The sequence below is a fragment of the Xanthomonas sp. NCPPB 3005 genome (assembly GCF_041228095.2).
GTDB classification, from domain to species: domain Bacteria; phylum Pseudomonadota; class Gammaproteobacteria; order Xanthomonadales; family Xanthomonadaceae; genus Xanthomonas_A; species Xanthomonas_A bonasiae.
This window is the reverse complement of sequence record NZ_CP166096.2, coordinates 2310598-2336820: the sequence shown is the minus strand read 5'-3', so window position 1 is coordinate 2336820 and position 26223 is coordinate 2310598. Positions and strand designations below refer to the sequence as shown.

Below are 26223 nucleotides of genomic sequence, written 5' to 3'. Positions count from 1 at the left end.
CGCTATCCGCAGAGCCTGTCGCGGCTGAAGCCGCTCCTACAGAAAAGCGCGCCGCATCGCGCACCGCTTCCGCTCACCCCAGCGCGCGCTCGATCTCCGCCGCCAGCGCTTCCGGCTTGTCGGTCGGCGCATAGCGCGCCAGCACCCGGCCGTCGCGGCCGACCAGGAACTTGCTGAAATTCCACTTGATCGCGGCGATGCCGAGCAGCCCCGATTTCTGCTGCTTGAGCCACTGCCACAGCGGATGCGCGGCGTCGCCGTTGACCTGCACCTTGGCGAACATCGGGAAATCGACGTCGTAGGTCAGCGCACAGAACTGTTTGATTTCCTCCGCGGTGCCGGGCTCCTGGTGGCCGAACTGGTCGCAGGGAAACCCCAGCACCACCAGCCCGCGTTCGCGGTATCGCTGCCACAGCGCCTGCAGCCCGGCGTATTGCGGGGTGAAGCCGCACTTGGAAGCGACATTGACGATCAACAGCACCTTGCCGGTGTAGTCGGCGAGCGGCTGCGGACGGCCATCGAGGTCGTCGGCGGTGAAGGCGTAGGCGGTGGTCGGCGTGTCCATGCGCTCAATCCTCGACGGTGGCGATGCGCGCGGGCGCGGCGAACGGTTCGATGCCCAGCGCCGCGTAGACCTCGCTGGGGTAATACGCCGTGCCCTGCTTCACCACCAACGCGACCTTGCGCAGGTCGGCGATGTCGCGGGTCGGGTCGCCATCGACCAGGATCAGGTCGGCGCGCTTGCCGGGCGCGATCGAGCCGCGGCTGTCGAGCGTGCGCGAGTACTTGGCGCCGTTCCAGGTCGCCACCTGCAGCGCCTGCGCCGGGGTCAGCCCGGCCTGCACGTACAGTTCGATCTCGCGCTGCAGGGTGAAGCCCGGGGTGGCGTCGGTGCCGGCCACCAGCGGCACGCCGGCGCGGTACAGGCGCCCGACGAAGGCCACCATCTTCTCGTAGGAACGCTCGTACAGCGCCGCGGTGGCGTCGTCGGGAATGTCGAACTCGGCGCTGCGCAGCCCGCGCTGCACGTCCGGCGGCAGGTGCCCGGCGACCGCGGCATAGGCCTGCGACAGGTCGCCCGGGCGCTGGCGGATGAAGTCGAAGGTGGCCACGGTCGAATCGATGACGATCTGCCGCTTGGCCAGTTCCTGCACGAAGGCCTGCACCGGCGCCGAGTCGAAATCCAGGTCGGCGGTGCGCTTGGCCGGCAGGTAGAAACGCTCCAGCGTGCGCGTATCGGTGTCGTGGGTGGCGTAGAAGTTCAGCAGCACCTGGTTGATGTGCTGGATCTCGTCGTAGCCCTGCTCCACCGCCTCGTGCGCGAGCATGTGCACCGGAATGTGCCCGCTCACGCGCAGGCCCTTGGCGTGCGCGTAGGCGGCGGTGTCGCGCACCCGCGCCTGCGGGAACGAGTTGTAGATCTTGATGCCGACGTAGCCGTGCGCCGCATACCAGTCGACCGCCTCGTTGGCCTGCGCCTGGGTGCTGACCACGAAGCCGTTGCGCGCCGCCATCGGGCTCTCGCCCTCCAGGAAGCCGCAGGCGACCAGGCTCGGCATCAGCAACTGGCCGGCGCGCTCTTCCTGCATCACCTGTTGCAGCGTGGCGTTGTCGTTGCCCATGTCGCGCACGGTGGTGACGCCGGCGGCCAGGTGCAGGCCGCCGTCCCAGCGGCCGACGTGCCCATGCATGTCGAACAGGCCGGGCAGCAGCACCCGCCCCTGCGCATCGACCACCTGCTGCGCCTGCGCCGGCGCGCTGCCGGTGGCGACCACCGAGACGATCTTGCCGTCGCGCAGCAGCACGTCGGACGCGGCGCCGAGCGTGGCGTGCTCGCTGTCGAACACGCGCGCGTTGCGGATCAGCGTGGTGCCGGGCAAGGGATGCGCCAGGCGCTGCTGCAACTCGACCAGGGCGGTGGCTTCGGCCTGCTTCTGCGCCGCTTCCAGCGCGTCGGCATCCTTTTCGTAGCCGGTTTCGATCAGCTGCATCCAGCCCGGCGCGATGAACGCGAACAGGCGCGGTGTGGTGTCGGTGGTGAGCCAGGCGAAGGTGGGGGTGAAGCCGACCCCGGTCAGCGCCACCAGTTGCACCTTGCGCGCGCTGTTGCCCTGGCCGACCTGCGCCTGCTGCAGCTTGCGCAGGGTCAGCGCGCCGCTGGGGATCAGCGGCAGCCTGCCGTCGGCGCGGCGGCTCAGCGCGGTCACCGCCGCCGAGGTCGCCGCCGGGGTGCCGCCGAGCGGCCAGTACTGTGCGCCGCCGGCCACGCGCCGCTCGCCCTGGTCGGACGTGGACTTCCACTGCACGCGCTCGCCGTCGCGGCTGAAGCGCTCGTCCACCGGCGCGCCGAAGGTGGAGGTGCCCTGTACCTGGTAGGTCTTGAAGGTGCCGTCGGCGGCCAGCGTGTACTGCTCCTTCAGTTCCGGGCCGCGGCCGTTGTCCTTGAACACGAAGTCCACCCGGGTGATGCCGTCGTCGCCGACGCTGACGCTCTGCTGCCCGGCCTGCTTGCCGCCGTCCACCAGCACCACGTAGCGCAGCGTCTGCGCCGACCACGCCGGCGCCGCCCATGCCGCGCACGCGGCCACGCACAAGCCGAAGATCGCTTTCATCGGTTTCTCCCTGCGGCCGTCGGCCGTGTTCACGCAATGGCAGTGGTCTGCATCGTTCAGGCGCTATATGACGCCGCCGCCGCGGCGAAGGCAAGCGCGCTTGCAGCATGTGCTGCGCCGCGCCATAGGCCCCATGGCTTTAGTCACGGGCCGCATGCGCCGCACTGCGGTAGCCTGCATGGTCCAACCTTATCGCTGGATACCGCTTGATGACCACCCGCCTCGCCCTCGCGCTCGCCGCCACGCTCGGACTCGCCATGCCTGCCTACGCCAACGCCGCCACGCCCGCCGCTGCGCAAGCGGCCACGCAGGCCAATCCGTTCTTCGCCGAAAGCCCGTTGCCGCTGCACTACCCGCAGTTCGACCGGATCAAGGACAGCGACTTCGCCCCGGCCTTCGACGCCGGCATGGCGCAGCAGCTGAAGGAAGTGGAGGCGATCGCCAACCAGAAGGCCAAGCCGAGTTTCGACAACACCATCGTGGCGATGGAGAAGAGCGGCCAGGTGCTGGACCGCGCGACCACGGTGTTCTTCAACCTGGTCGGCGCCGACACCAACGATGCGCGCAAGCAGCTGCAGGCGGAGTACTCGGGCAAGTTCGCCGCGCACCGCGACACGATCTCGCTCAATCCCAAGCTGTTCGCGCGCATCCAGGCGCTGTACGACACCCGCAACCAGCTCGGCCTGGACGCGCAGGGCGTGCGTCTGGTGGAGAAGTACTACAGCGATTTCGTGCGCGACGGCGCCAAGCTCGGCGATGCCGACAAGACCAAGCTCAAGGCGATGAACGCCGAGCTGGCCAAGCTTGGCACCCAGTTCAGCCAGAACGTGCTGGCCGAAGTGAATGCCGCCGCGGTGGTGGTGGACGACGTCAAGCAGCTCGACGGCCTGTCCGACGAACAGATCGCCTCGGCGGCGGAAGCGGCCAAGGCACGCAAGCTCGACGGCAAGTACGTGATCGCGCTGCTCAACACCACCGGCCAGCCGCCGCTGACCCAGCTCAAGGACCGCGCGCTGCGGCAGAAGATCTACGAAGCCTCGGTGTCGCGCGGCAGCCACGGCGGCAAGTACGACAACACCGCGCTGGTGTCGCGGATCATGAGCCTGCGCGCCGAGCGCGCCAAGCTGCTGGGCTACCCGAACCACGCCGCCTACTCGCTGGAAGACCAGACCGCCAAGACCCCCGAAGCGGTCAACGCGATGCTCGGCAAGCTGGCCCCGGCCGCGGTCGCCAACGCCAAGCGCGAGGCCGCCGACCTGCAGGCGATGATCGACAAGGAACAGAAGGCGGCCGGCAAGCCGAGCTTCACCCTCGCCGCCTGGGACTGGGCCTACTACACCGAGAAGGTGCGCCAGGCCAAGTACGACTTCGACGAGTCCCAGCTCAAGCCCTACTTCGAACTGAAGAACGTGCTGGAAAACGGCGTGTTCTACGCCGCCAACCAGGAATACGGGCTGACCTTCAAGCAGCGCACCGACCTGCCGACCTACCGCGACGACCTGCTGGTCTACGACGTGTTCGACGCCGACGGCCAGCAGCTGGCGATCTTCATCGCCGACATGTACGCGCGCGAATCCAAGCGCGGCGGCGCGTGGATGAATTCCTACGTGTCGCAGTCGGCGCTGACCGGCTACAAGCCGGTGGTCGCCAACCACCTCAACATTCCCAAGCCGCCGGCCGGCCAGCCCACGCTGCTGACCTGGGACGAGGTCACCACCGCGTTCCACGAGTTCGGCCATGCGCTGCACGGCATGTTCTCCAACGTGAAGTACCCGTACTTCTCCGGCACCAGCGTGCCGCGCGATTTCGTCGAGTTCCCGTCGCAGGTCAACGAGATGTGGGCGGACGATCCGGCCATCCTCAAGCACTACGCCAAGCACTACCAGAGCGGCGCGCCGATGCCGCAGGCCTTGCTGGACAAGGTGGTGGCCGCGGCCAAGTTCAACCAGGGCTTCGCCACCACCGAATACCTGGGCGCGGCGATGCTCGACCAGCGCTGGCACCAGCTCGCTGCCGGCCAGGTGCCGCCGGCAGCGGGGGTGATGGACTTCGAGGCCAAGGCGCTGGCCGCCGACGGCATCGCCTACGCGCCGGTGCCGCCGCGCTACCGCACGCCCTATTTCAGCCACATCATGGGCGGCTACGCGGCCGGCTACTACGCCTATATCTGGTCCGAGGTGCTCGACGCCAACACCCAGCAGTGGTTCAAGCAGCATGGCGGGCTCAGCCGCGCCAACGGCGACCGCTTCCGCCAGACCCTGCTCTCGCGCGGCGGCAGCGTCGATGCGATGCAGCTGTTCCAGGACTTCGCCGGGCACGCGCCGAAGATCGAACCGTTGCTGGAAAAGCGCGGCCTGACCCCGGGCGGCGGCGACGGCGCCACGCCGCAGACGCCGGCCGGCAAGGACTGAACCCCGGCGCCATGCGTACCCCGACGCCGCCCGCACCGCGGGCGGCGTCGTCGTTTGCGGCGCTTGCCGCAGCCGCGTGCGTCCGCACGCGCGGACGCGGCGCGGTCAGCCGGCGCTGTCGATGCCGGCCAGCATCTTCTTGAGCAGCGTCTCCAGCTGCACCTGCTCGGCCTCGTCCAGGCCGGCGGTCTCCTCGTCCAGGAACGTGCACACCGCCGGCAACATGCGTTCGATCAGCGCGATCCCGGCCGGCTGCAGGGTCAGGGTGATCTTGCGCCGGTCCTCGGGGCTGGCCGAGCGCAGCAGCAGGCCCTTGCCGCACAGGTTGTCGGTGAGGCGGGTGATGTTGGCGGGCTTCTCGCTCGCCGCCTCGGCCACTTCGGTCGGAGTGATGCATTGCCCGGGCGTGCCGTACAGCATCATCAGGATCTCGTATTCCGGCGGACTGATGCCGTGCGCCTTGAGCAGCCCGCAGGCATTGGCGTGGATGCGCTTGTACAGATGCTTGACGAGCCTGACCAGCACGGCCGGTTCGCGTGGGAAGGCAGGGTAGCGCTCGCAGGTGAAGGCTACGCGCCGCTCGGTCTGATCAAAACTTCCCATGGGAGGGTGGAATCGCACGTCGGGGGTCGGGGCCGCCAATGCTACCGACTGTTGTGCGACAGCAACCATCCGCCTTCGCTCACCGCGGTGCGCGGTATCCTCCCCGTACACCTTCGGGCGACAGCAGCAGCTGCCACAACTGCGCGCGGCGGCAGCGGAAGGTGGCCATCGACCCGGCCAGATAGAAGCGCCACATGCGCCGGAAACGCAGGTCGTAGCGCTGCGCATCCAGACCGGGCCAGGCCGCCTCGACGTTGTCGCGCCAGGCCTGCAGCGTGCGCTCGTAGTCGGCGCCGAAGTTGTGCCAGTCCTCGCACACGAAGCGACCTTCCAGCGCCGCGGCGATCTGCGCGGCCGAGGGCAACATCGAATTGGGAAAGATGTAGCGCGCGATCCACGGATCGGTCCGGTGCCGCGACACGTTGCTGCCGATGCTGTGCAGCAGGAACAGCCCGTGCGGATGCAGGCACTGCCGTACCCGTGCGAAGTAGCTGCGGTAGTTCTTGTCGCCGACGTGCTCGAACATGCCGATCGAGAAGATCGCGTCGAAACGCTCGTCCAGCGCGCGGTAGTCCTGCAGGCGGATCTCGATCGGCAGGCCGCGGCACAGCTGCCGCGCGTAATCGGCCTGTTCCTGCGACACGGTGACGCCGACGCCCGCCACGCCGTAGCGCTCGGCGGCGAACTTCAGCGCCTCGCCCCAGCCGCAGCCGATGTCCAGCACGCGCATGCCCGGGCGCAACCGCAGCTTGCGGCAGACCAGGTCCAGCTTGGCCTCCTGCGCCGCATCCAGAGCGTCGGCGGCGGCCCAGTAACCGCAGCTGTAGACCAGGCGGCGGCCGAGCATCGCGCGGTACAGGTCGTTGCCCAGGTCGTAGTGGCGGCGCCCGACCTCGTAGCTGCGGCGTCCGCGTTGCAGGTTGAACAGGCGTGCGCGCACCGCGTAGGCCAGGTCGGCGATGCCGTGCACGCGCTGCTCGAGCCGGGCATCGAGCAGCCGCGCCAGGGTCTGGTCCAGCGCCGGCGCCTCCCACCAGCCGTCCATGTAGCTTTCGCCCAGGCCCAGCGACCCTTGCGCCAGCACCCGCGCGTAGAAACGCGGGTCGTGCACCGCGATGTCGTGGGCGCGCGCGCCGCCGACGCGCACGTCGGCACTGGCGAGCAGGTCGACGACACGGCGCTGCAGCGGCCCGGCCACGCCCGCACCCGCTATGCCGCGAACAGCTCCGCGTATTCCGGCGCCACCAACCCGCGCAGCACGCTGGCCGGGACATCCACCGTCTGCGTGCCATCGGAATACGGTCCCACCTGGTAAGGCGGGAACACGAAGCGCAACGCCACGATCTTGCCGGCGGCGTCGACCAGGGGCTGGAACTGACTGAAGTTCTCCGCTTGCGGCTCGGTTCCTTCGGCGATCATCTTGTCGGCGCTGCGGACCTGTTCGTCGTGGTCCTCCGGCGGCAACTGCTCGGCATCCACCCGCGCCTGCACCGCCTGGCGCAGCTGCGTGGCGACATAGCCGGCCACCTGCGCCCAGCCCTTGGGATCGGGAATCAGCGTCTCGGCGGTCAGCATGCGCTGCTGCTGCGGCAGCCATACGAAGCGCGCCACCAGCGGCTCGCCATGGGCGCCGCCGGTATAGCGGCTGCCGTCGGCGGCCACCGCCACCAGTTCGGGCCGTTCCAGCAGCATCTCGAACTGCAGCGACAGCTCGTAGGGCGCGCTGGGACGGTCGTTGCCGAGGCCGCCGACCGCTTCCATCAGTTCGCCGCGCGCGGCCTGCGCGTAGCGGCCGACCGCCTCGGCCAGGCCCGGATAGCGGTTGAGCGCCGGCGGGAAGGTGATGCCGACCACGTAGCTAGGGCTGTGCTCAATCACGTCCTTCAGTTCCATCGGGGCCGGCGCTGCGGGCGCCGCCGCGGCGGCGGGCGCCGGAGCCGGCGCCGGTTCGGCGGCCGGCGCCGCCGCCTCGCGCTTGCACCCTGCCACGGCCAACGTCGCCGCCAACGCCAGCGCCGTCCACCGCCATGGAATGTTCTGCCCCGTCTGTACCCTGTGCCTCACGTCCATTCCCCTGTGTCTTGCGTCTGTGTGATGACGAATTATCGCGCCGTCGTCGCGTCGTGCGTACTCAGCCGAGCAAGTCGGCGTATTCGGGATGGCGCTGCACGAACACCGCCGCGTACGAACAGGCCGGGACCACCTTCAATCCCTGCGCCCGCGCATGGTCCAGCGCCGCGCTCACCAGCCGTGCCGCCAAGCCGCGGCCGCCGATCGCGGTCGGCACGCCGGTATGGGTGATGACCAGGCGGCCGTCCTGCAGCAGATAGTCCAACTCGGCCTCATGGCCGTCCAGCTGCAGCGCGAAGCGCTGTCGCTGCGGATCGTGTGCGATCGGTGGGGAGGACGCTGCGCTCATGGCCTGGCTCATGCGACGGAATGCACAGTCTGGTCGCGCGCGCGCCGCGACGATGTGAAGCCGCACGCCGCGCCGCGTCACCCGCAGCCGACGCGCTGCGTCACTTCCGGCCGGGGCCGGGCCGGCGGCCGGCCACGACGCGGCTCAGGGACGCGCGCCGATCCCTGCAGCTGGCTCGGGAATCGGCGACGCGCCCTAAAGTCCTGCCGCGCGCGGCCGCTACCAACCGCGTACCACCGTGGAAATCTGGCATGGGACTTGCGAAATCCATCACGGTGTAATCGAACAGGGGCGATGCGCATGAGCGACAACGAACAGATCCATGGCGACCACGATGCGTCGTTGCTGGAAGGGCTGTACCAACTGGTGGTCAGCGGCCACACCCAGGGCTGGGAATTCGACCAGCTCAACAGCGAGGTCTACGACCGGCTGAAGCAAACCTACGAACACGCCGCGATCGGCAGCGCCAACGTGCAATTGCGCGGCCAGCAGGCCGCCTGAGCCGAGCCTCACGCGCGGACCGCGGCGCGGGCCGCAGACCGCCGGAGAGGTTTCGAGCCACCGGCCGCAGCGCGCACCCCGCGCTGGCGGCCGGTTTCCGTTTCGGCGGTCCCCTCGCCTCGCGCCCACCTGCAGCGACGGCATCGCCGCCGGCGTTCGCGAATCCGCGCGGCCGCTAGCCGCGGCCGAAGCGCGGCTGCGCCAGCTGGTCGAGGAAGTGCTGCAGCACCGACGGTTCCATGATCAGCAGGAACATCACCCCGAACGCGGCGCCGGCCAGGTGCGCGCTGTGGTTGATGTTGTCGCCGCCGCGGCGGTCCATCCAGATGCTGTAGCCCACGTAGAACAGCGCGTACAGGATCGCCGGTATCGGAATCGGGATGAAGAAGAAGTAGATCCCGGTCCACGGCGCCAGCAGGATGTAGGCGAACAGCACCGCCGAGACCGCGCCGGACGCGCCCAGGCTGAAGTAGTTCGGGTTCTTCTGGTTCTTCAGGTAACTGGGCAGGATCGCCACCACCAGCGCCGCCAGGTAGAACAGCGGATAGGTCAGCAGGCTGCCGGTCAACCGCTCCATCAACCGTTCGATCGGGCCGCCGAAGAAGTACAGCGTGATCATGTTGAACAGCAGATGCGGGAAATCGGCGTGGATGAAGCCATGCGTCACCAGCCGGTCGTACTGCTTGTGCCGGTCGATCGCCGGCGGCCACAGGATCAGCCGGTCGAGCAGCTTGCGGTTGTTGAACGCCGCCCACGACACCAGCACGGTGAGGACGATCAGGATCAGGTTGACGGGGGTGACGGACGGCATGCGGGGGCCTCAGGCGGTACGGTAATGATCGACCATGCGGTAACGGCGCGCATACAGCCCGAACAACAGCGCGGCGACGCAGGCGAAGGCGGCGAAGAAGAACATCAGGAACGCGGTTTCGCTGAGCCCGGTACTGCCGATGTGCGCGGTGACGGTGTCGTTGCGCACCGCCGCGTTGGACAGCAGCACCCACAGGTTGCCGACCGTGGTGGTCAGGTTCCAGAAGCTCATCACCACGCCCTTCATCGATTGCGGCGCCTGGCTGTAGGCGAACTCCAGGCCGGTCGCCGAGACCAGCACCTCGCCGAAGGTCAGCAGCGCGTACGGCAGGATCTGCCAGGCGATGGACAGCGCGTCGCCGCCGTCCATCGCCACCTGCAGCGTGCCGACCACGATCCAGGCCAGGCCGCTGAAGGCGATGCCCGCGGTCATCCGCCGCAACGCGGTCGGCTCGTAGCCGCCACGGCGCAGCAGCGGATACAGCACCAGGTTATTGAACGGGATCAGCAGCATCACCAGCGCCGGATTCAGCGCCTGCATCTGCGAGGCGCTGAACCAGTCGGGCATCTGCATCTGCTGGCCCTGCAGCACCCAGGTCGAGGCCTTCTGGTCGAACAGCGAGAAGAACGGCGTCGCCAGCGCGAACACCACCAGCACCCGCAGCACCGCGCGCACGCCGTCCACCGCCGCGTCCGGATGCACCGCGCGGGCGCGCTCCAGCTGCCACCAGGTGCCACCGCCGATCCCGGCCAACAGCAGCACCAGCGCCAGGCACAGGCAGATCACGATGCCCAGCGTCGGCAGCAGCGCGAAGCTGGCCAGCGCCAGCACCACCGCGATGGCGGCGAGCGCCAGGCCGGGACGCCCCTGCCCCGGCGCGCGCGACAGCAGCGCGCTGCGCACCACCTGGGCGAAGCCGTGCGGATCCTGCGGCGGCAGCGGCACGCGCACATAGCGGCGGCGCCCGGCCCAGAACACCAGCGTGGCCACGAACATCAGGATGCCGGGAATGCCGAACGCCCACGCCGGCCCCAGGTTCTTCAGCGCCAGCGGGATCAGCAGCGAGGCGAACAGCGAGCCGAAGTTGATGATCCAGTAGAACGCGTCGAACACCACCTTGGCCAGGTGCTTGTTGGACTGGTCGAACTGGTCGCCCATGAACGAGGCCACCAGCGGCTTGATTCCGCCGGCGCCCAGCGCGATCAGCCCCAGGCCGACGAAGAACCCTTCGCGGCTGCCCTCGAACAGCGCCAGGCAGGCGTGGCCCGCGCAATAGATCAGGCTGAACCACAGGATCGTGGTGTACTTGCCGAAGAAGCGGTCGGCCAGCCAGCCGCCGAGCAGCGGGAAGAAATACACGCCGACCATGAAGCTGTGCATGATGTGCTTGGCCTCGGCCTCGCGGCCGGGCGCGGTCATTTCCTGCAGCAGCAGCGAGGTGATCAGGAACTGCACCAGGATGTTGCGCATGCCGTAGAAGCTGAAACGCTCGCAGGCCTCGTTGCCGATGATGTACGGGATCTGCCGCGGCATCCGCGCGCCGGCGTGCGCGTTGGCCGCACTCATCCGCACTTCCTCGTCGATCGTTCGCTCGTCACAGGCACCGGTCCAGGCAAAATTTTCAGAAGGTTACCCGATCGTTCCGGGCGAATCGAACCGTGCGCAGCGGCCGGGGCGGCACGCAGGTGCTTTCGCAATCGGCGCGCTGCACGCATCATGGGGGCCTCTCCCGCGACGGTGCCGCAATGATCCGACCCTGGCTGGTCCCCCTCCTGCTGCCGATGCTGCTGTGCAGCATGCCATTGCTGGCCAGCGATGCGGGCCTGTCCACCGAGGCCGAGCGCAGCGGTTTTCTGCGTACCGGGCGCTACGCGGAGACCATCGCGCTGTGCGACGCGTTCGCGCAGCGCTATCCGCAGGCGGTGCGGTGCTTCGACTTCGGCACCACGCCCGAGGGGCGGCCGATGAAGGCGCTGGCGGTCTCCACGTCCGGCGCGCTGGATGCCGCAACGGCGCAAGCGCGCAAGCTGCCGGTGGTGCTGATCCAGGGCGGCATCCACGCCGGCGAGATCGACGGCAAGGACGCCGGCTTCCTGGCGCTGCGCCAGCTGCTCGACGGTGAGGCCGCGCGCGGCGCGCTGGACAAGCAGGTGTGGCTGTTCGTGCCGGTGTTCAACGTCGATGGCCACGAGCGCTTCGGCGCCTGGAACCGGCCCAACCAGCGCGGGCCGGAGCAGATGGGCTGGCGCACCACCGCGCAGAACCTCAACCTCAATCGCGACTACGTCAAGGCCGACGCGCCGGAGATGCAGGCGATGCTGCGCCTGGTCGAACAATGGGACCCGCTGCTGTACGTGGACCTGCACGTCACCGACGGCGCGCAGTTCGAGCACGACGTGTCGGTGCAGGTGGAACCGCTGCATGCCGGCGACGCCGCACTGCGCGGCGACGGCCTGCGCCTGCGCGACGGCGTGCTGGCCGATCTGAAGCGGCAGGGCTCGCTGCCGCTGCCCTACTACCCCTCGTTCGTGGTCAACGACGATCCGGCCTCCGGCTTCGAGGACGGCGTGGCCACGCCGCGCTTCTCGCACGGCTATTTCCAGCTGCGCAACCGCTTCGGCATGCTGGTGGAAACGCATTCGTGGAAGCCCTATCCGCAACGCGTGCGCATCACCCGCAACACCATCGTCTCGGTGCTGCAGCAGGTGGCACGCAACGGCGGCCGCTGGCGCGCCGACGCGCTCGCCGCCGACGCGCGCGCGCAGCAGCTCGGCGGCAAGACGCTGGCGCTGGACTACCGCACCACCGAGCAGTCGCGCCTGGTGGATTTCCGCGGCTACGCCTATACCCGCACGCTGTCGCCGGTGTCCGGGGCGCTGATGACCCGCTACGACGAGCGCACCCCGCAGATCTGGCGGGTACCGCTGCGCGATCACATCGTGCCCAGCGTGGAAGTCGTGGCGCCGCGCGCCGGCTATCTGGTGCCGGCCGCGCAGGCGGCGCTGGTCGCCGCCAAGTTGCGCCAGCACGGCATCGCCTTCCGCACCCTGGACCGCGCCGCCACGCTGCCGGTGCAGACGTTCCGCGCCGACGATGCCAGCTTCGCCGCGCGTTCCTCCGAAGGCCACCAGCGGCTCAGCGTGCAGGGCGCCTGGACCCCCGAAACGCGCGCCATCGGCGCCGGCGCCCTGTTCGTGCCGATCGCCCAGCCCAAGGCGCGGTTGCTGATGGCGTTGCTGGAACCGCAGGCGCCGGACTCGCTGCTGCAATGGGGCGAGTTCAACAGCGCCTTCGAGCGCACCGAATACATGGAAGACTATGTGGCCGAGGACGTGGCGCGGCAGATGCTGGCCAGCGACCCGGCACTGAAGGCCGAATTCGAGAGCAAGCTCGAGCACGATGCCGACTTCGCCAAGGATCCGCATGCGCGGCTGGAGTTCTTCCACCGCCGCCATTCCTCCTGGGATGCGCAGTACCGGCTGTATCCGGTGATGCGCAGCGACGAAGCGCCGTCCTAGCGCTTCAGCGGCTCTACCCTCCCCCCCCCCAACTCCCCCCGATGCGCAATCCCTTCAGCTGCTAGAGAGGCCTCACGCCCCGCTATGAAAACGTTTTCAGGACTCCTTTGCCTGGCGCTCGCGCTGGCCTGGCCGGCCTTCGCCGCGCCTGCGCCCGCGATCGCCAAGGACACCCCGACGCTCAGCGTGGTCACGCTGAACCTGTACCACGACAAGCTCGACTGGCCGAATCGGCGCACCCAGATCGTGCAGACCCTGCGCGAACTGCATCCGGACGCGATCGCGCTGGAAGAAGTGCTGCAGCACGACGCGCTGCCGAACCAGGCGCAATGGCTGGCCGAGCAGCTCGGCTACGCCTATTACTTCACCAGCGTCGATCCGCCCGGCGCCGCGCAGCGCTACGGCAACGCGCTGCTGACCCGGCGCCCGATCCTGGCGCGCGAACAGATCCGCCTGAACCCGCTCGACGACAGCCGCACCGCCGGGCGCCTGCGCCTGGACGTGGACGGCCGCGCGGTCAATCTCTACGTCACCCACCTGCACTGGACCGAGGCCGGCGGCGCGTTGCGCGAACGCCAGCTGCAGGACCTGCTGGCCTGGGTCGACAAGACCGCCGACGGCGCGCCGTCGCTGCTCGCCGGCGACTTCAACGCCAGCGCCGACGCGCCGGAACTGGCCGCGCTGCGCAGCGGCTTCGGCGACAGCTACGGCAGCCTGCACGGCGCCAAGGACCGTCGTGCCGACAGCACCTTGAACCCGAAGTTCAATCCGCCCAAACGCATCGACCACGTGTTCTTCCAGCGCGAGCGGTTCGAGCCGGTGAGCAGCCGCATCCTGTTCCAGAAGCCCGACGCCAACGGCGTCTGGGCCTCGGATCACTTCGGCCTGGTCAGCACGTTCCGCCTGGCGCCCAGCGCCACCGCCGATGCGCAGCGCCCGTGGACCGATCGCGCGCTGGCGCCGGACCGCCGCGCCGCGTTGCTGGTGCAGGCGATGACCCAGGACGAGAAGTTCCAGATGCTGCACAGCTACTTCGGCCTGGGCAAGGACGGCGGTCCGCTGCCGCCCGGCGCGCTCGGCTCGGCCGGCTTCGTGCCGGCGATCGAACGCCTTGGCATCGCCGCGCAGCAGCTGGCCGACGCCGGCGTCGGCGTGACCAATCCGGGCAACGTGCGCCCCGGCGACCACGCCACCGCGCTGCCGTCCGGCCCGGCCACCGCCGCCACCTGGAACCGCGACCTGGCCTTCGCCGGCGGCGCCACCATGGGCCGCGAGGCCTGGCAGCAGGGCTTCAACGTGCTGCTGGCCGGCAGCGTCAACCTGCAGCGCGATCCGCGCAACGGCCGCAACTTCGAGTACGCCGGCGAAGATCCGCTGCTGGCCGGGGTGATGGTCGGCGAGTCGATCCGCGGCGTGCAGAGCCAGCGCGTGGTGTCGACGATGAAGCACTTCGCGATGAACGACCTGGAGACCGGGCGCAACACCCACAGCGCCGACATCGGCGAGCAGGCCATGCACGAATCGGACCTGCTGGCGTTCGAGCTGGCGCTGAAGATCGGCGAACCCGGCTCGGTGATGTGTTCCTACAACCGCATCAACGGCATCTACGGCTGCGAACACGACTACCTGCTCAACAAGGTGCTCAAGCAGGAATGGAAGTTCCCCGGCTACGTGATGTCCGACTGGGGCGGCGTGCACAGCGGTTCCAAGGCGGCGCTGGCCGGGCTGGACCAGCAATCGGCCGGCGAAGTGTTCGACAAGGCGGTGTACTTCGACCAGCCGCTGCGCCTGGCGGTGGCCGGCGGCACGGTGCCGCAGGCGCGCCTGGACGACATGGTGCGGCGCATCCTGCGCGCCTTCATCGCCACCGGCAGCTTCGACCATCCGCCGCAGCGCCAGCCGATCGACGACGTCGCCGGCGGCGACGCGGTGCAGAAAGTGGTCGAGGAAGGCACGGTGCTGCTGCGCAACGAGCGCGACACGCTACCGTTGCCGCGCACGCTGCGGCGCATCGCGGTGATCGGCGGGCATGCCGACAAGGGCGTGATCGGCGGCGGCGGCTCGTCGATGGTCGGCTTCACCGTCAATGGCGCCAACGCGGTGCCGGGGCTGGCCCCGACCACCTGGCCGGGCCCGGTGATGTTCCATCCGTCCTCGCCGCTGCAGGCGCTGCGCAAGGCAATGCCTGACGCGCAGATCGACTATGCCAGCGGCGACGATGTGGCGGCGGCGGCCAAGCTCGCGCGCGGTGCCGAAGCGGTGATCGTGTTCGCCACGCAGTGGTCGGCCGAATCGGTGGACCTGCCCGACATCACACTGCCAGGCAAGCAGGACGCGCTGATCGCGGCAATGGCCAAGGCCAACCCGCGCACGGTGGTGGTGCTGGAGACCAACGGCCCGGTGGCGATGCCGTGGCTGCAACAGGTGCCGGCGGTGCTGGAAGCCTGGTACCCGGGCATCCGCGGCGGCGAAGCGCTGGCGCGCCTGCTGCTGGGCGAAGTCAATCCGTCCGGGCGCCTGCCGGTGACCTGGCTGCGCGACGTGGCGCAGCTGCCGCGGCCGTCGATCCCGGGGCTGGGCTTCAAGCCGGCGCAACCGGCCGGCAGCAATGTCGACTACGACATCGAGGGCGCCAACGTCGGCTACCGCTGGTTCGCCGCGCGCGGCCTGGATCCGCTGTACGCGTTCGGCCACGGCCTGTCCTACACCCGCTTCGACTACGCCAACCTGAGCGTGCAGGTGGACGGCAGCACGGTGATCGCCAGCTTCGACGTGCGCAACAGCGGCGAACGCGAAGGCGCCGACGTGCCGCAGCTGTACCTGCGCCTGCCGCAGGGCCACCACACGCCGATCCGCCTGGTCGGCTGGGACAAGCTCACGCTCAAGCCCGGCGAAACCCGCCGCGTCAGCATCGTCGCCGAGCCCAAGACCCTGGCCGACTACGACCCGGCGCAGCGCCAGTGGCGCATCGCCGCCGGCGACTACGAACTGGTGCTGGGCCGCTCGGCGACGCAGGCCGCGGCCAGCGTGCCGCTGCGTCTACAAGAAAGCGTGCTGCCGCGCTAGAAACCGCAGCGCCGCGTGTCCGTGTACACGCGGCGCTGAAGCCGCAGGTCCTAGCATTCAGCGCATGACGCGCACGCCCGGGATTCCACGACGACGGCATCGCCTCGGCTGGCTGCTGCTGGCCCTGGTGACGCATGCGGGCGCGCAAGCGCTGCCCGCCGGCTTGCCGGCGCCGCCGCCTGCGCCCGCGGCGACGCTCAGCGTGGTCAGCCTCAATCTCGATCAGGACCGCAACGACTGGCCCGCGCGCCGCGTGCGCCTCGTCGATGCGCTGCAACGGCTGCAACCCGATGCGATCGCGCTGCAGGAAGTGCTGCAGACCTCCGCGTTGCCGAACCAGGCGCAATGGCTGGCCGCGCAGCTCGGCTACCACTGCCATTTCATCAGCGCCGATCCGCCGAGCCGGCCGCAACGCCGCGGCAATGCGCTGCTGACCCGGCTGCCGGTGCTGGAAGAAGCGGAGACCCTGTTGCATCCATTCGAGGACTACAGCGTGGCCGGTCTGGTCCGCGTGGACCTGCATGGACAGCCGGTGAATCTCTACTTCACCCGCCTGCATGCCGAGCGCGACGGTGGCGCCAGCCGCCGCGAACAGGCCGACGACCTGATGGCGTGGATCGACGCCACCGCCGAAGGCGTGCCCTCGCTGCTGGCCGGCGGCTTCTACGCCGCCGCCGACGCACCGGAACTGGCGCCGCTGGCCGCGCGCTTCGGCGACAGCGACGCGCGCCTGCGCGGCGCCGGCAACGACACGCCGCGCAACGGCCTGGATCCGCACCTGTTCGCGCTGGCCGCGCAGGCCGACCATGTGTTCTTCGAACGCGACCGCTTCCGTCCGCTGCGCAGCGCGCGGCTGCTGCCGCGCACGCCGGGCGCCGCGCGTGGCGCCGATCAGCGCGGCCTGCTGGTGGCGCTGCAACCGCTGGATCCGCTGCCGGCGGACGCGGCCCCGCCGTTGCCGGTGCCTTGACCGCAGCGCGCGCGACGGCGCGCGCCGCTCTGCCTACAGTTCGATGATGCCGCGCTTGACCGCGATCGCCACCGCGTGGGTGCGATCGCGAGCGCCGAGCTTGCACAGGATGTTCTTCATGTGCGCCTTGACCGTCTCCTCGGCGATCGACAGCAGCGCGGCGATGGCCTTGTTGGAATTGCCCGCGGCCACGCTCTGCAGCACCTGGATTTCGCGCGCGGACAGGCTGTCGCCGAGCAGGTGTTCGGCGATCCCCGCCGCCACTTCGGCCTGCACCTGGCGCCGGCCCTGGTGCACCGCGCGCACCGTGTCGACCAGTTCGCGGCGCAGCCCGCTCTTGAGCAGATAGCCGCTGGCGCCGGCTTCCAGCGCGCGCACCGCCTGCACGTCGCCGCGCGAGGCGGTGACCACCACGATCCGCGCCTGCGGGAATTCCTTGCGCAGGGCGACGATCACCTCGATGCCGCCGAGGCCGGGCAACTGCAGGTCCAGCAGCACCAGGTCCGGGCGCAGCGTGCGATAGGCCTGCAGCGCCTGCAGGCCATCGGCGGCCTCGCCGACCAGTTGCAGGTCCGGTTGCGCGGCCAGCACCGCGGCCATGCCCTCGCGCAGCAGCGGATGGTCGTCGACGACGAGGATGCGGATCGGCATCGGCAACACCTCGTTCACTTCGGCTCGCTCACTTCACGTCTCACTTCACTCGGTTCCCGCCAGCCACTGGCGCAGGCGGCACCATAGCCGGTTTCGCGCCGGTTCGCGGTAGGCGCGGCGCGCCGGCAGGCGCAGATTGAGTTCGGTGCCCATGCCGGGCCGCGACCACACATCCAGGCGCGCCTCGATGCGCCGCGCGCGCTCCTGCATGCCGGTCAGTCCCCAATGCCCGGCGCGGCCGCCGGCGGCCAGCACCTGCGGCTCGATGCCGCGGCCGTCGTCGCGGAAACGCAGCCGCAGCGCATCGCGGCCGTAGGCGATCTCGACCTCGATGCTGCTCGCCTGCGCATGCCGGAACGCGTTGAGCAGCGCCTCGCGGCCGAGCTGGTACAACTCGTCGGCGACCAGCGGCTGCAGCGGCAGCGGCGCGCCTTCGACCAGCACCCGCCGCTGCACCTGCGAGTGCGCGCCCAGTTCCTCGAGCATGTCGGCGAAGGCGGTCGGCAGCGAGGGCGTGTTCCCGGCGCTGGCGCGCAAGCCCTCGACCCGGTCGCGCCCCTGCTCCAGCGCCAGTTCGGCGCGATCGAGCGTGCTCTCCAGTTCGCGCCGCAGCGGCGCGCCGGCCGGCAGCGTGCCCAGCGCCGCATGGGTGCGCAGGATCAGGCCCTGGTAGCCCTGCAGCAAGGTGTCGTGCAGTTCGCGGGCGATGCGTTCGCGCTCCTGGTAGCGCTCTTCCAGCCGCAGCCGCAGCCGCGTGGCCAGCTGGCGCATGCGCAGCAGGTACAGCGCCGACAAGGCCAGCAGCAGCGCCAGCGCGCACAGCAGCCAGAACGCCGGGGTCTGCACGAAGCGCGGCGCGATGCCGAAGCGCAGCGTGGCGCCCTGCGTGTTCCAGATCCCGTCGTTGTTGGCGGCGATGACCTGGAAGCGGTACTGCCCGGGGCGCAGGTTGGTGTAGAACGCCTCGCGGCGCGCGCCGGCATCGCGCCAGGTCTCGTCCACGCCGTCCAGGCGGAAGCGGAAACGCATCCGCTCCGGCGAGGTCAGGCTGGTCGCGGTGTAGGCGATCTGCACCCGCGTGGTGCCCTTGGGCAACAGCAGCGGCGCGTCCAGCGGCAGCGGCCGCTCGTTGGCGAACAGCGCGCGCACGAACACCTGCGGCGGCCACGGGTTGCGCCACAGGCGCCGGGTGTCGATCCAGGCCAGGCCCTGGCTGGTGGCCAGCCAGACCAGGCCGTCGCCGTCGCGCGCCGCGGTGCCGCTGCGGCTGGCCTGCACCGCCAGGCCGGGCAAGCCGTCGGCGGCACCGTAGTAGGCCGGTTGCAGCGTCGCCGCGGCGGCGCCGAGCGCCGCATCGAGCTGGCGCCGGCCGATCCGCGACACGCCGACGGCACCGTTGAGCCACAGCTCGCCGTCCTCGCTCTCGGCGATGCCGGTGATGCCGCGCAAGCCCGGTGCGCGCGACGGCGGCAATGTCGCGAAGCGCGCGCCCTGCCATTGCGCGATGCCCAGCTCGCCGGCCACCAGCAGCGCGCCGGCGCCGGCATGGATGGTATTGACCCGGCCGACCTGCACGCCGTCGCCGGCCGCGAACGCGCGGACCCGCCCGCCCTGCAACTGCCGCACTTCCCCGGACGCGTAGCCGAACCAGTAGCGGCCCTGCGCGTCCTCGGCGATCGCGGTGCAGGTCGCCGGCGGCAGCAGGGCCTGTCGCGTCCATTGCCCGGCGCGGTAACGGAACACGCCGTGCTCGGCGATCGCGACCCAGGCATCGCCGGCGCGATCGGACAGGAACGCGCGCACCTGCCGCGGCGCGAACCCGATCGGCAACGCGACCTCCTCGCGGCGCCCGTGGCGCAGCCGCAGCATGGCGTCGGCGCCGAGCACCCAGCCGCTGTCGCGCAGCCGCGCGTACTCCTGCGCCAGCGGTTCGCCGCGCAGCAGCCGCTCGGCACTGGCGCGGTCGGCGCGGAACATGCCCTGCGGGTCGGAGACCAGCACGCTGCCGTCGGGCTGCGCATGCACTTCGACCTCGCCGGCCTCGGCACCGGGCTGGCCGGGCAGCGCCATCACGTTGCGCTGGCGATAGCGGTTGAGACCTAGCGTGCTGCCGATCCAGACATTGCCCTCCTTGTCCTCCAGTACCGGCGCGGCGAAGTCCGAGGCCAGCCCGTCGCTGCGGCGCAACCGCTCCAGCCGCGGCGCGCGCGGATCGTCCAGCACCACCCGCACCGCGCCGCGCGCCTGGAAATCGGACAGCCACAGGCTGCCGTCGCGGGCGAAGCCCATGCGCCGTGCCGCCAGACCGCGCAGCGCCGGCACGGCGAGCTGCGCCGTCGGCGGCAGCAGCGTGCCGTCGGCATCGGCGATGACGCGGGTGCCGCCGCGCCGGTCCGACAGCCAGATGCGGCCGTCCGGGCTTTCGGCCAGCACCGCGTACAGCATGGTGGCGACGCCCGTGGACTCGAAGCGGCGTGCGCCCGGGCGCAGCCGCAGCACGCTGTCGCCGCTGCTCACCCACAGCACGCCGCGGCGGTCGCGCAGCAGCCAGTCGGCGCGTGCGGACGGATACCCCCAGTCGGCACCGATCCGCTGCCAACGGCGGCCGTCGAAGCGGGCCAGCCCGGCCCAGGTCGCCGCCCACAGCGTGCCCTGGCCGTCCGTTTCCAAGCGCGCCACCGGCCCGGCCGGGAAGCCCTCGGCCGCGCCGAAGTTCAGCAGCCGGCCGCCTTGCAGCAGGCTGGCGCCGCCATCGAAATAGCCCAGCCACATGCGCCCGTCCGGCAACACGGTCAGCGCGGTCACGTTCTGCGACAGCAACTGCGCGCCATGCGCCGGCTCGCGGCGCTCGAAGCGCTCGCCATCGAAGCGGTACAGGCCGAACCCGGTGGCCATCCACAGATAGCCGTCGCCCGACTGCGCCAGCGCCCACACGTCCGCCGGCGCGCCCTGCTCCACCCGCCAGGCGGTGTTGTGCAGCGGCGTCGGCCGCAACGGCGTCGGTGTGGCCGCGGCAAGCGTCGCCGCGAAGGCCAGGCCGAGCACCAGCACGGCGCCCGCCCAAAGCCGTCTTCGCAGACTTCGCACTGCGCTTTCTCTCGCTCGCAAAAAGGAAAAAACCGGATTTTCGACGGCTGCGCCGAACCCGCCAACGCCCCGATCGAGGGATGTTGCGCTGCCCCGAATACGGCTAGGCCGGCGTGCTGCGCCGGCCTTAGCCTGAGGGCCATGCAACGACTTTACTCCATGTTCCCCGGCGGCAGCGCCGGACTCGGGCTGCTGGCCCTGCGGCTGTTCCTGGCGCTGAGCCTATGGCCGTCCACCGCCGGCGGCGCCTGGGCATTGCCGCCGCACTGGCGCTGGGCGGCGCTGGCGCTGGCGCTGCTGGCGGCGGTCGGCGCGCTCACTCCGCTCGCCGCCGCGCTGGCCTGCGCAGTGCCGGCGCTGGCGTTGTGGCATGGCACGACCGTGGCGGGCAGCGCACTGCTGGCGGCACTGCCGGCGCTGGCACTGGCGCTGCTCGGGCCCGGAGCCTATTCGCTCGACGCACGCTGTTTCGGCCGGCGCCTGCTGGTGTTGCCGCGCGAACCGGCACAGGCCTCGCAGCGGAATCCCCCGAACGGGTGAGCATCCGCTCTGCCGGAATGGGGTGGCCGCGCTGCGGCGCCGGCAGCAGCATGGACAGGTCCCGGAACCGCATCCACGCGCATGCCGCAGGCGACAGCCGAGATCGCGCGCGTGCGTTTCCGGCGCTTCCCAGGAGACACGCCATGCCCCGCCCCCACGCTCCCGCCCAACGCTCCACCGCCACCGATCGCCCGCCCGCCGCCAGCGCCGCCGGCAAAGGCCTGCGCCCGTGCGCACTGGCCCGCGCCCAACGCTACATCGACCATCATCTGGCCGAGCGCATCGGCCTGGCCGACATCGCCAACGCCGCCTGCGTCAGCCGCTACCACTTCGCGCGCATGTTCCGCCTGAGTACCGGCCACAGCCCGATGCAATACCTGCTGCAGCGGCGGATCGAACGCGCCCGGCAACTGCTGTTGAGCGGACGCCATTCGGTCAGCACCGTGGCCTACGAACTCGGCTTCTTCGACCAGAGCCATTTCGTCAACAGCTTCCGCCGCGTCACCGGCGCGACCCCGGGCTGGTATGCGCGGCACAACCGCGACAGCGCCGGTAGCGGCACGCCGGCCGCGGTGCCCGGCAACGGCGCCGAACGTGCGCCCGTCACCGCCAGGCTGTGCCTGCCGGCCGCCTGAGCGCACAAAACGAAAGGCCGGGCGAACCCGGCCTTTCGATCCACGGCGCTGCCGGCGCGATCAGGCGATCGCGGCGTGGTAGCGGCGCTCGACTTCGTTCCAGTCCACCACGTTGAAGAACGCGCCGATGTAGTCCGGGCGGCGGTTCTGGTACTTCAGGTAGTAGGCGTGTTCCCACACGTCCAGGCCCAGGATCGGAGTGTTGCCCTCGAACAGCGGGCTGTCCTGGTTGGCGGTGCTTTCGACCACGATCTTCTTGTCCGGGGTCACGCTCAGCCATGCCCAGCCGCTGCCGAAGCGGGTCAGCGCGGCCTTGGTGAAGGCTTCCTTGAACTTGTCGAAGCCGCCCAGCTGGCTGTCGATCGCCTTGGCGACCTCGCCGACCGGGGTGCCGCCGGCGTTGGGCGCCATCACCGTCCAGAACAGCGAATGGTTGGCGTGGCCGCCGCCGTTGTTGCGCACCGGGCCCTGCAGGTTCTCCGGCAGCGACTTCAGCTTGGACACCAGCGCCTCGACCGGCAGGTCGGCGTACTCGGTGCCTTCCAGCGCGGCATTGACGTTGTTGATGTAGGTCTGGTGATGCTTGGTGTGATGGATTTCCATCGTCTGCGCATCGATGTGCGGTTCCAGCGCGTCGTAGGCGTAGGGCAGCTTGGGGAGGGTGTAGGCCATGTGGTTCTCCTGGACGTTCGCCCGCCGGAAGGACGGACGTTGCATGATGAATGGTAGGGACGACCGGCGACCATACCAAGACCGGCGTTGGGGAAACATCGTCCCATCGCGCAACGGCAGTGCCGGCCGCCGCCGCGGATCGGCGGCTACCATGCGCCAGCACCCGGTTAGTCGCATGTGAATCGCGCGTTGCAGCCGCGTCCGCGGCGCTGGCGCGATGCCAGGCCAGCATTGCTGGCACGTGGTTAAGAGCACGAACAGCCGCGCTCGCCCATACTGTGCCGCTGCTGCGCCAGAACGCGGCGCCCGCCGTTCTCGCTGGAGCTTCCCCCGATGCGCAAGCCCGTGTTACTGATCGCCGCGATCGTGCTGCTCGCCGCCGGACTGTGGGGCATCCGCGCATTGCAGCAGCCGCCGCATCCGCAGTTCGCGCCCGCGCTCACCAACCCCGCTCCGCTGCCGGCACCTGCGCCGGCCCAGCCGCCGGCCACGCCGGCCGCGAGCGCGGACGCCACGCTGCCGGCGTTCCTGCCGCCCGAAGCGCGCGCCACCATCGCCCTGATCCAGCGCGGCGGTCCGTTCCCGCACCGCCAGGACGGCAGCGTGTTCGGCAACCGCGAAAACCGGCTGCCGTCACGCCCGCGCGGCTACTATCGCGAATACACCGTCGACACGCCGGGGCTGGAGCACCGCGGGACGCGGCGCATCGTCACCGGCGGCGACCCGCCGGACGTCTGGTACTACAGCGACGACCACTACGCCAGTTTCCGCAGTTTCAGCATCGCCTCCGGGAGGCCGTCGCCATGAACACTTTCAATTTTTCGCTGAACCTCGCCGAGCCGGCCGCATCCGGCGTCTACCGCGTCGCCAACAGCGACCTGGACAGCATCGCCGCGCTCGGCCGGGACGCCGGCCTGCGGCTGTGCCGGATCGACCTGCAGGGCTGCAGCAGCAAGCCGATGCTGCTGATGCGGCTGGCCGCGCAGCTGGACTTCCCGATCGGCTTTGGCCGCAACTGGGATGCGTTGATGGACGGCCTGCGCGACCTGTCGTGGCTGCCGGCCAAGGGCGGCTATGCGCTGCTGCTGGAAGACGCGGCCGAACTGCAATCGGTGGCGAAGAAGGATTTCGACGTGCTGCTGGAACTGCTCGACGACGTGGCCAAGGAATGGGCGCAGGACGGCATCGCCTTCGTCGCCTTCGTCGGCCTGCTGACCGGCGACGAGGCCGAATCCGACGAACGCGACAGCCAGGCCGATGATCTGGACGAAGACGACGACGAAGAGGAAGCCGCTTCGCGCTGAGCGGAGCGCCGGCTGCGCAGTCGCGCGGCTGGCGCCGCTTCAATGCTGAAATCCCGCCCAAGGTGCACCCAGCACGCTGGCCGCGAGACTTTGCAGGAGCGGCTTCAGCCGCGACGGACGAAGCGGCGAAGTCGCCGCAACCGCACCGCGCCGGGACTGAAGTCCCTCCCACAGTGCACCCAGCACGCAGGCCACGAGACTTTGTAGGAGCGGCTTCAGCCGCGACGAACGAAGCGGCGAAGTCGCCGCAACCGGACCGCGTCGGGACTGAAGTCCCTCACACAGTGCACCTAGCCAACGCGGCGCGAGTTCCCTGTGGGAGCGACTTCAGTCGCGACGCGCGCAGCGGCGGACTCTCCGGCTTCGGATGCTGTCGTGACTGAAGTCCCCCTGCAGTCCCACAGTGCGCCGGCCAGCCGACGGCAAGCGCCTGTAGCAGAGAACGCCCCTTAGACCGGCGCCGCTACGCGTCCAGTTCGCTCCAGCGCGCATAGGCCGCGTCCAGCTCGGCCTGCGCCTGGGTCAGCGCCTGCGTATGCGCGGTCACCGCCGCCGCATCGCGCTGGTAGAACGCCGATTCCGTCATCGCCGCGGTCAATGCCGTGACCTGCTGCTCCAGGCTCTCGATCCGCGCCGGCAACTGCTCCAGCTCGCGCGCATCCTTGTAGCTGAGCTTGCGCTTGGCCGCCGGCGCCGCGGCAGCGGCGGGCGCTACCACTGCAGGCGCGGTCGCCGCCGCGGTGGCCGAGGCCTTGGCTACCGCCATCGCGCTGGCCGGCGGCGCGGCGCGCTGGCGGACCCAGTCGCTGTAGCCGCCGACGTACTCGCCGATGCGGCCGTCGCCTTCCATCACCATGGTCGAGGTCACCACGTTGTCGATGAAGTCGCGGTCGTGGCTGACCAGCAGCAAGGTGCCGGTGTAGTCGCCGAGCAACTCTTCCAGCAGCTCCAGCGTCTCCACGTCCAGGTCGTTGGTCGGTTCATCCATCACCAGCAGGTTCGACGGCTGCGCGAACAGCCGCGCCAGCAGCAGGCGGTTGCGCTCGCCGCCGGACAGGCGGGTGATCGGCGCACGCGCGCGTTCCGGGGTGAACAGGAAATCCTGCAGATAGCCGTGCACATGCTTGCGCTTGCCGTTGACCTCGATGAAGTCGCGGCCCTCGGCGACGTTCTCGATCGCGCTCCAGTCCTCGCGCAAGGTGGCGCGGTACTGGTCGAAATAGGCCACCTGCAGGTTGGTACCGGTGCGGACCTCGCCGCTGCCCGGGGTCAGCTCGCCCAGCAGCAGCTTCAGCAGCGTGGTCTTGCCGCTGCCGTTGGGGCCGATCAGGCCGATGCGGTCGCCGCGCAGGATGGTGCTGGAGAAATCGCGCACCATGGTCCGCGCGCCGAAGGCGAAACTCAGCTCCTTGGCCTCGATCACCTTCTTGCCCGAAGACTCGCCCTGCGCCGCCTCCATGCGCACGTTGCCGCCGAGTTCGCGGCGCTGGGTGCGCTCGTTGCGCATCGATTCCAGGCGCCGCACGCGGCCTTCGTCGCGGGTGCGGCGCGCCTTGATGCCCTGGCGGATCCACACTTCTTCCTGCGCCAGCATCTTGTCGAAGCGCGCATTCTCCTGCGCCTGCGCATTGAGCCGCTCCTCGCGGCGGCGCTCGTAGTTGGCCCAGTCGCCGGGCCAGCTGGTGACCTGGCCGCGGTCGATCTCGACGATGCGCGTGGCCAGGGCACGCAGGAAGCGCCGGTCGTGGGTGACGAACACCACGCTGCCGTTCCAGCCTTTCAGAAACAGTTCCAGCCAGTCGATCGCCTCGATGTCCAGGTGGTTGGTCGGCTCGTCGAGCAGCAGCAGGTCCGGCGCCGACACCAGCGCGCGCGCCAGCAGCACGCGCCGCTTCATGCCGCCGGACAGCCGCGCGAACTCGGCGTCGCCGTCCAGGTCGAGCCGGGTCAGGGTCTCGTTGACCCGCTGGTCCAGCGCCCAGCCGTTGGCGCCGTCGATCTTGGACTGCACCGCGCCTAGCGCGTCGCCGTCGAACTCGGCGGCGTGGCTGAGCCGGTGGAACTCGGCCAGCCAGTGGCCGAGCTCGCCCAGGCCGTCGGCGACCACGTCGAACACGCTGCCGGCGGCGCCGTGCGGCACCTCCTGCTCCAGCCGCGCGATGCGCACGCCCTGCTGGACGCGGATCTCGCCATCGTCGGGCTTGAGCTCGCCGGCGATCAGTTTCATCAAGGTCGATTTGCCGGCGCCGTTGCGGCCGATCAGGGCGATACGCTCGCCCGGCTCGATCGACAGTTCGGTCTTTTCCAGCAACAAGGGGCCGCCGACGCTGTAGTCGACGTTCTGCAGAGTGATAAGAGGCATGGGGGAATTGTACGGGACTCGGGACTCGGGACTCGGGACCAAGAGCGCAGACGGCCGCGGT

The 26223-nt window shown here is 70.1% G+C and carries 21 protein-coding genes; 9 read left to right on the top strand and 12 right to left on the bottom strand.

What is annotated here, in order from left to right:
- Positions 1 to 73: 73 nt before the first annotated feature.
- Positions 74 to 565, bottom strand: a complete 492-nt coding sequence (locus AB8810_RS10030; protein ID WP_179565249.1) for a glutathione peroxidase — start codon at positions 563 to 565, stop codon at positions 74 to 76.
- Between the two features lie 4 nt (positions 566 to 569).
- Positions 570 to 2612 (bottom strand): amidohydrolase family protein, encoded by a 2043-nt coding sequence (locus AB8810_RS10025; protein WP_369916402.1) that lies wholly within the window; start codon positions 2610 to 2612, stop codon positions 570 to 572.
- A gap of 209 nt (positions 2613 to 2821) precedes the next feature.
- Here AB8810_RS10025 and AB8810_RS10020 point away from each other — a divergent pair, with 209 nt between their 5' ends.
- Positions 2822 to 5023, top strand: coding sequence for a M3 family metallopeptidase (locus tag AB8810_RS10020; RefSeq protein ID WP_369916401.1), 2202 nt, complete (start codon positions 2822 to 2824; stop codon positions 5021 to 5023).
- A 105-nt stretch (positions 5024 to 5128) separates the two neighbouring features.
- Here the strand turns inward: AB8810_RS10020 and AB8810_RS10015 are convergent, their stop codons facing one another.
- The 4 genes from AB8810_RS10015 to AB8810_RS10000 all read right to left on the bottom strand — a co-directional run bounded on the left by AB8810_RS10015 (position 5129) and on the right by AB8810_RS10000 (position 8045).
- Complete coding sequence (locus AB8810_RS10015; protein ID WP_179565254.1) at positions 5129 to 5626, bottom strand: MarR family winged helix-turn-helix transcriptional regulator; 498 nt, start codon at positions 5624 to 5626, stop codon at positions 5129 to 5131.
- A 79-nt stretch (positions 5627 to 5705) separates the two neighbouring features.
- Positions 5706 to 6824 carry a cyclopropane fatty acyl phospholipid synthase gene (gene cfa, locus AB8810_RS10010; RefSeq protein ID WP_369916399.1) on the bottom strand — a complete coding sequence of 373 codons (1119 nt, stop codon included), beginning with the start codon at positions 6822 to 6824 and terminating at the stop codon, positions 5706 to 5708.
- Between the two features lie 11 nt (positions 6825 to 6835).
- Positions 6836 to 7696 (bottom strand): DUF3298 and DUF4163 domain-containing protein, encoded by an 861-nt coding sequence (locus tag AB8810_RS10005; protein WP_179565258.1) that lies wholly within the window; start codon positions 7694 to 7696, stop codon positions 6836 to 6838.
- 61 nt (positions 7697 to 7757) lie between these two features.
- Positions 7758 to 8045, bottom strand: coding sequence for a GNAT family N-acetyltransferase (locus AB8810_RS10000; RefSeq protein WP_369916398.1), 288 nt, complete (start codon positions 8043 to 8045; stop codon positions 7758 to 7760).
- Positions 8046 to 8345: 300 nt separating this feature from the next.
- On the opposite strand from AB8810_RS10000, the gene AB8810_RS09995 reads away from it, so the two are divergent.
- The gene (locus tag AB8810_RS09995; RefSeq protein WP_179565262.1) at positions 8346 to 8546 is read left to right on the top strand and encodes a hypothetical protein; all 201 of its coding nucleotides are present in this window, start codon (positions 8346 to 8348) and stop codon (positions 8544 to 8546) included.
- Positions 8547 to 8721: 175 nt separating this feature from the next.
- Here the strand turns inward: AB8810_RS09995 and AB8810_RS09990 are convergent, their stop codons facing one another.
- Both AB8810_RS09990 and AB8810_RS09985 read right to left on the bottom strand, forming a co-directional pair.
- Positions 8722 to 9357, bottom strand: coding sequence for a rhomboid family intramembrane serine protease (locus AB8810_RS09990; RefSeq protein ID WP_206228814.1), 636 nt, complete (start codon positions 9355 to 9357; stop codon positions 8722 to 8724).
- A gap of 9 nt (positions 9358 to 9366) precedes the next feature.
- Positions 9367 to 10923, bottom strand: coding sequence for an oligopeptide:H+ symporter (locus tag AB8810_RS09985; RefSeq protein WP_179565266.1), 1557 nt, complete (start codon positions 10921 to 10923; stop codon positions 9367 to 9369).
- 179 nt (positions 10924 to 11102) lie between these two features.
- On the opposite strand from AB8810_RS09985, the gene AB8810_RS09980 reads away from it, so the two are divergent.
- The 3 genes from AB8810_RS09980 to AB8810_RS09970 all read left to right on the top strand — a co-directional run bounded on the left by AB8810_RS09980 (position 11103) and on the right by AB8810_RS09970 (position 16911).
- Positions 11103 to 12875, top strand: a complete 1773-nt coding sequence (locus AB8810_RS09980; RefSeq protein ID WP_369916397.1) for a M14 family metallopeptidase — start codon at positions 11103 to 11105, stop codon at positions 12873 to 12875.
- An 84-nt stretch (positions 12876 to 12959) separates the two neighbouring features.
- On the top strand, positions 12960 to 15941 hold the full coding sequence (locus AB8810_RS09975) for a glycoside hydrolase family 3 C-terminal domain-containing protein (RefSeq protein WP_369916396.1): 2982 nt from the start codon (positions 12960 to 12962) through the stop codon (positions 15939 to 15941).
- A gap of 64 nt (positions 15942 to 16005) precedes the next feature.
- Positions 16006 to 16911 carry an endonuclease/exonuclease/phosphatase family protein gene (locus tag AB8810_RS09970; RefSeq protein WP_369916395.1) on the top strand — a complete coding sequence of 302 codons (906 nt, stop codon included), beginning with the start codon at positions 16006 to 16008 and terminating at the stop codon, positions 16909 to 16911.
- Positions 16912 to 16944: 33 nt separating this feature from the next.
- On the opposite strand, the gene AB8810_RS09965 is transcribed toward AB8810_RS09970, so the two are convergent.
- Together AB8810_RS09965 and AB8810_RS09960 are read right to left on the bottom strand one after the other, a co-directional pair.
- A complete protein-coding gene (locus AB8810_RS09965; RefSeq protein WP_179565666.1) occupies positions 16945 to 17562 on the bottom strand; it encodes a response regulator transcription factor in 618 nt (205 codons plus the stop codon).
- Between the two features lie 45 nt (positions 17563 to 17607).
- Positions 17608 to 20613 carry a triple tyrosine motif-containing protein gene (locus AB8810_RS09960; RefSeq protein WP_369916394.1) on the bottom strand — a complete coding sequence of 1002 codons (3006 nt, stop codon included), beginning with the start codon at positions 20611 to 20613 and terminating at the stop codon, positions 17608 to 17610.
- 177 nt (positions 20614 to 20790) lie between these two features.
- Between AB8810_RS09960 and AB8810_RS09955 the strand changes: the two genes are divergently transcribed.
- Positions 20791 to 21189, top strand: coding sequence for a hypothetical protein (locus AB8810_RS09955; RefSeq protein WP_179565271.1), 399 nt, complete (start codon positions 20791 to 20793; stop codon positions 21187 to 21189).
- 143 nt (positions 21190 to 21332) lie between these two features.
- Positions 21333 to 21824, top strand: coding sequence for a helix-turn-helix domain-containing protein (locus tag AB8810_RS09950; RefSeq protein ID WP_369916393.1), 492 nt, complete (start codon positions 21333 to 21335; stop codon positions 21822 to 21824).
- Between the two features lie 60 nt (positions 21825 to 21884).
- Here the strand turns inward: AB8810_RS09950 and AB8810_RS09945 are convergent, their stop codons facing one another.
- On the bottom strand, positions 21885 to 22496 hold the full coding sequence (locus tag AB8810_RS09945) for a superoxide dismutase (RefSeq protein ID WP_179565274.1): 612 nt from the start codon (positions 22494 to 22496) through the stop codon (positions 21885 to 21887).
- Positions 22497 to 22829: 333 nt separating this feature from the next.
- Here AB8810_RS09945 and AB8810_RS09940 point away from each other — a divergent pair, with 333 nt between their 5' ends.
- Positions 22830 to 23303 (top strand): ribonuclease domain-containing protein, encoded by a 474-nt coding sequence (locus AB8810_RS09940; protein ID WP_179565276.1) that lies wholly within the window; start codon positions 22830 to 22832, stop codon positions 23301 to 23303.
- A complete protein-coding gene (locus AB8810_RS09935; protein ID WP_179565278.1) occupies positions 23300 to 23800 on the top strand; it encodes a barstar family protein in 501 nt (166 codons plus the stop codon). The genes AB8810_RS09940 and AB8810_RS09935 overlap by 4 nt, the downstream gene beginning before the upstream one ends.
- 463 nt (positions 23801 to 24263) lie before the next feature.
- On the opposite strand, the gene AB8810_RS09930 is transcribed toward AB8810_RS09935, so the two are convergent.
- Positions 24264 to 26162 carry an ATP-binding cassette domain-containing protein gene (locus AB8810_RS09930; RefSeq protein ID WP_369916392.1) on the bottom strand — a complete coding sequence of 633 codons (1899 nt, stop codon included), beginning with the start codon at positions 26160 to 26162 and terminating at the stop codon, positions 24264 to 24266.
- Positions 26163 to 26223: the final 61 nt, after the last annotated feature.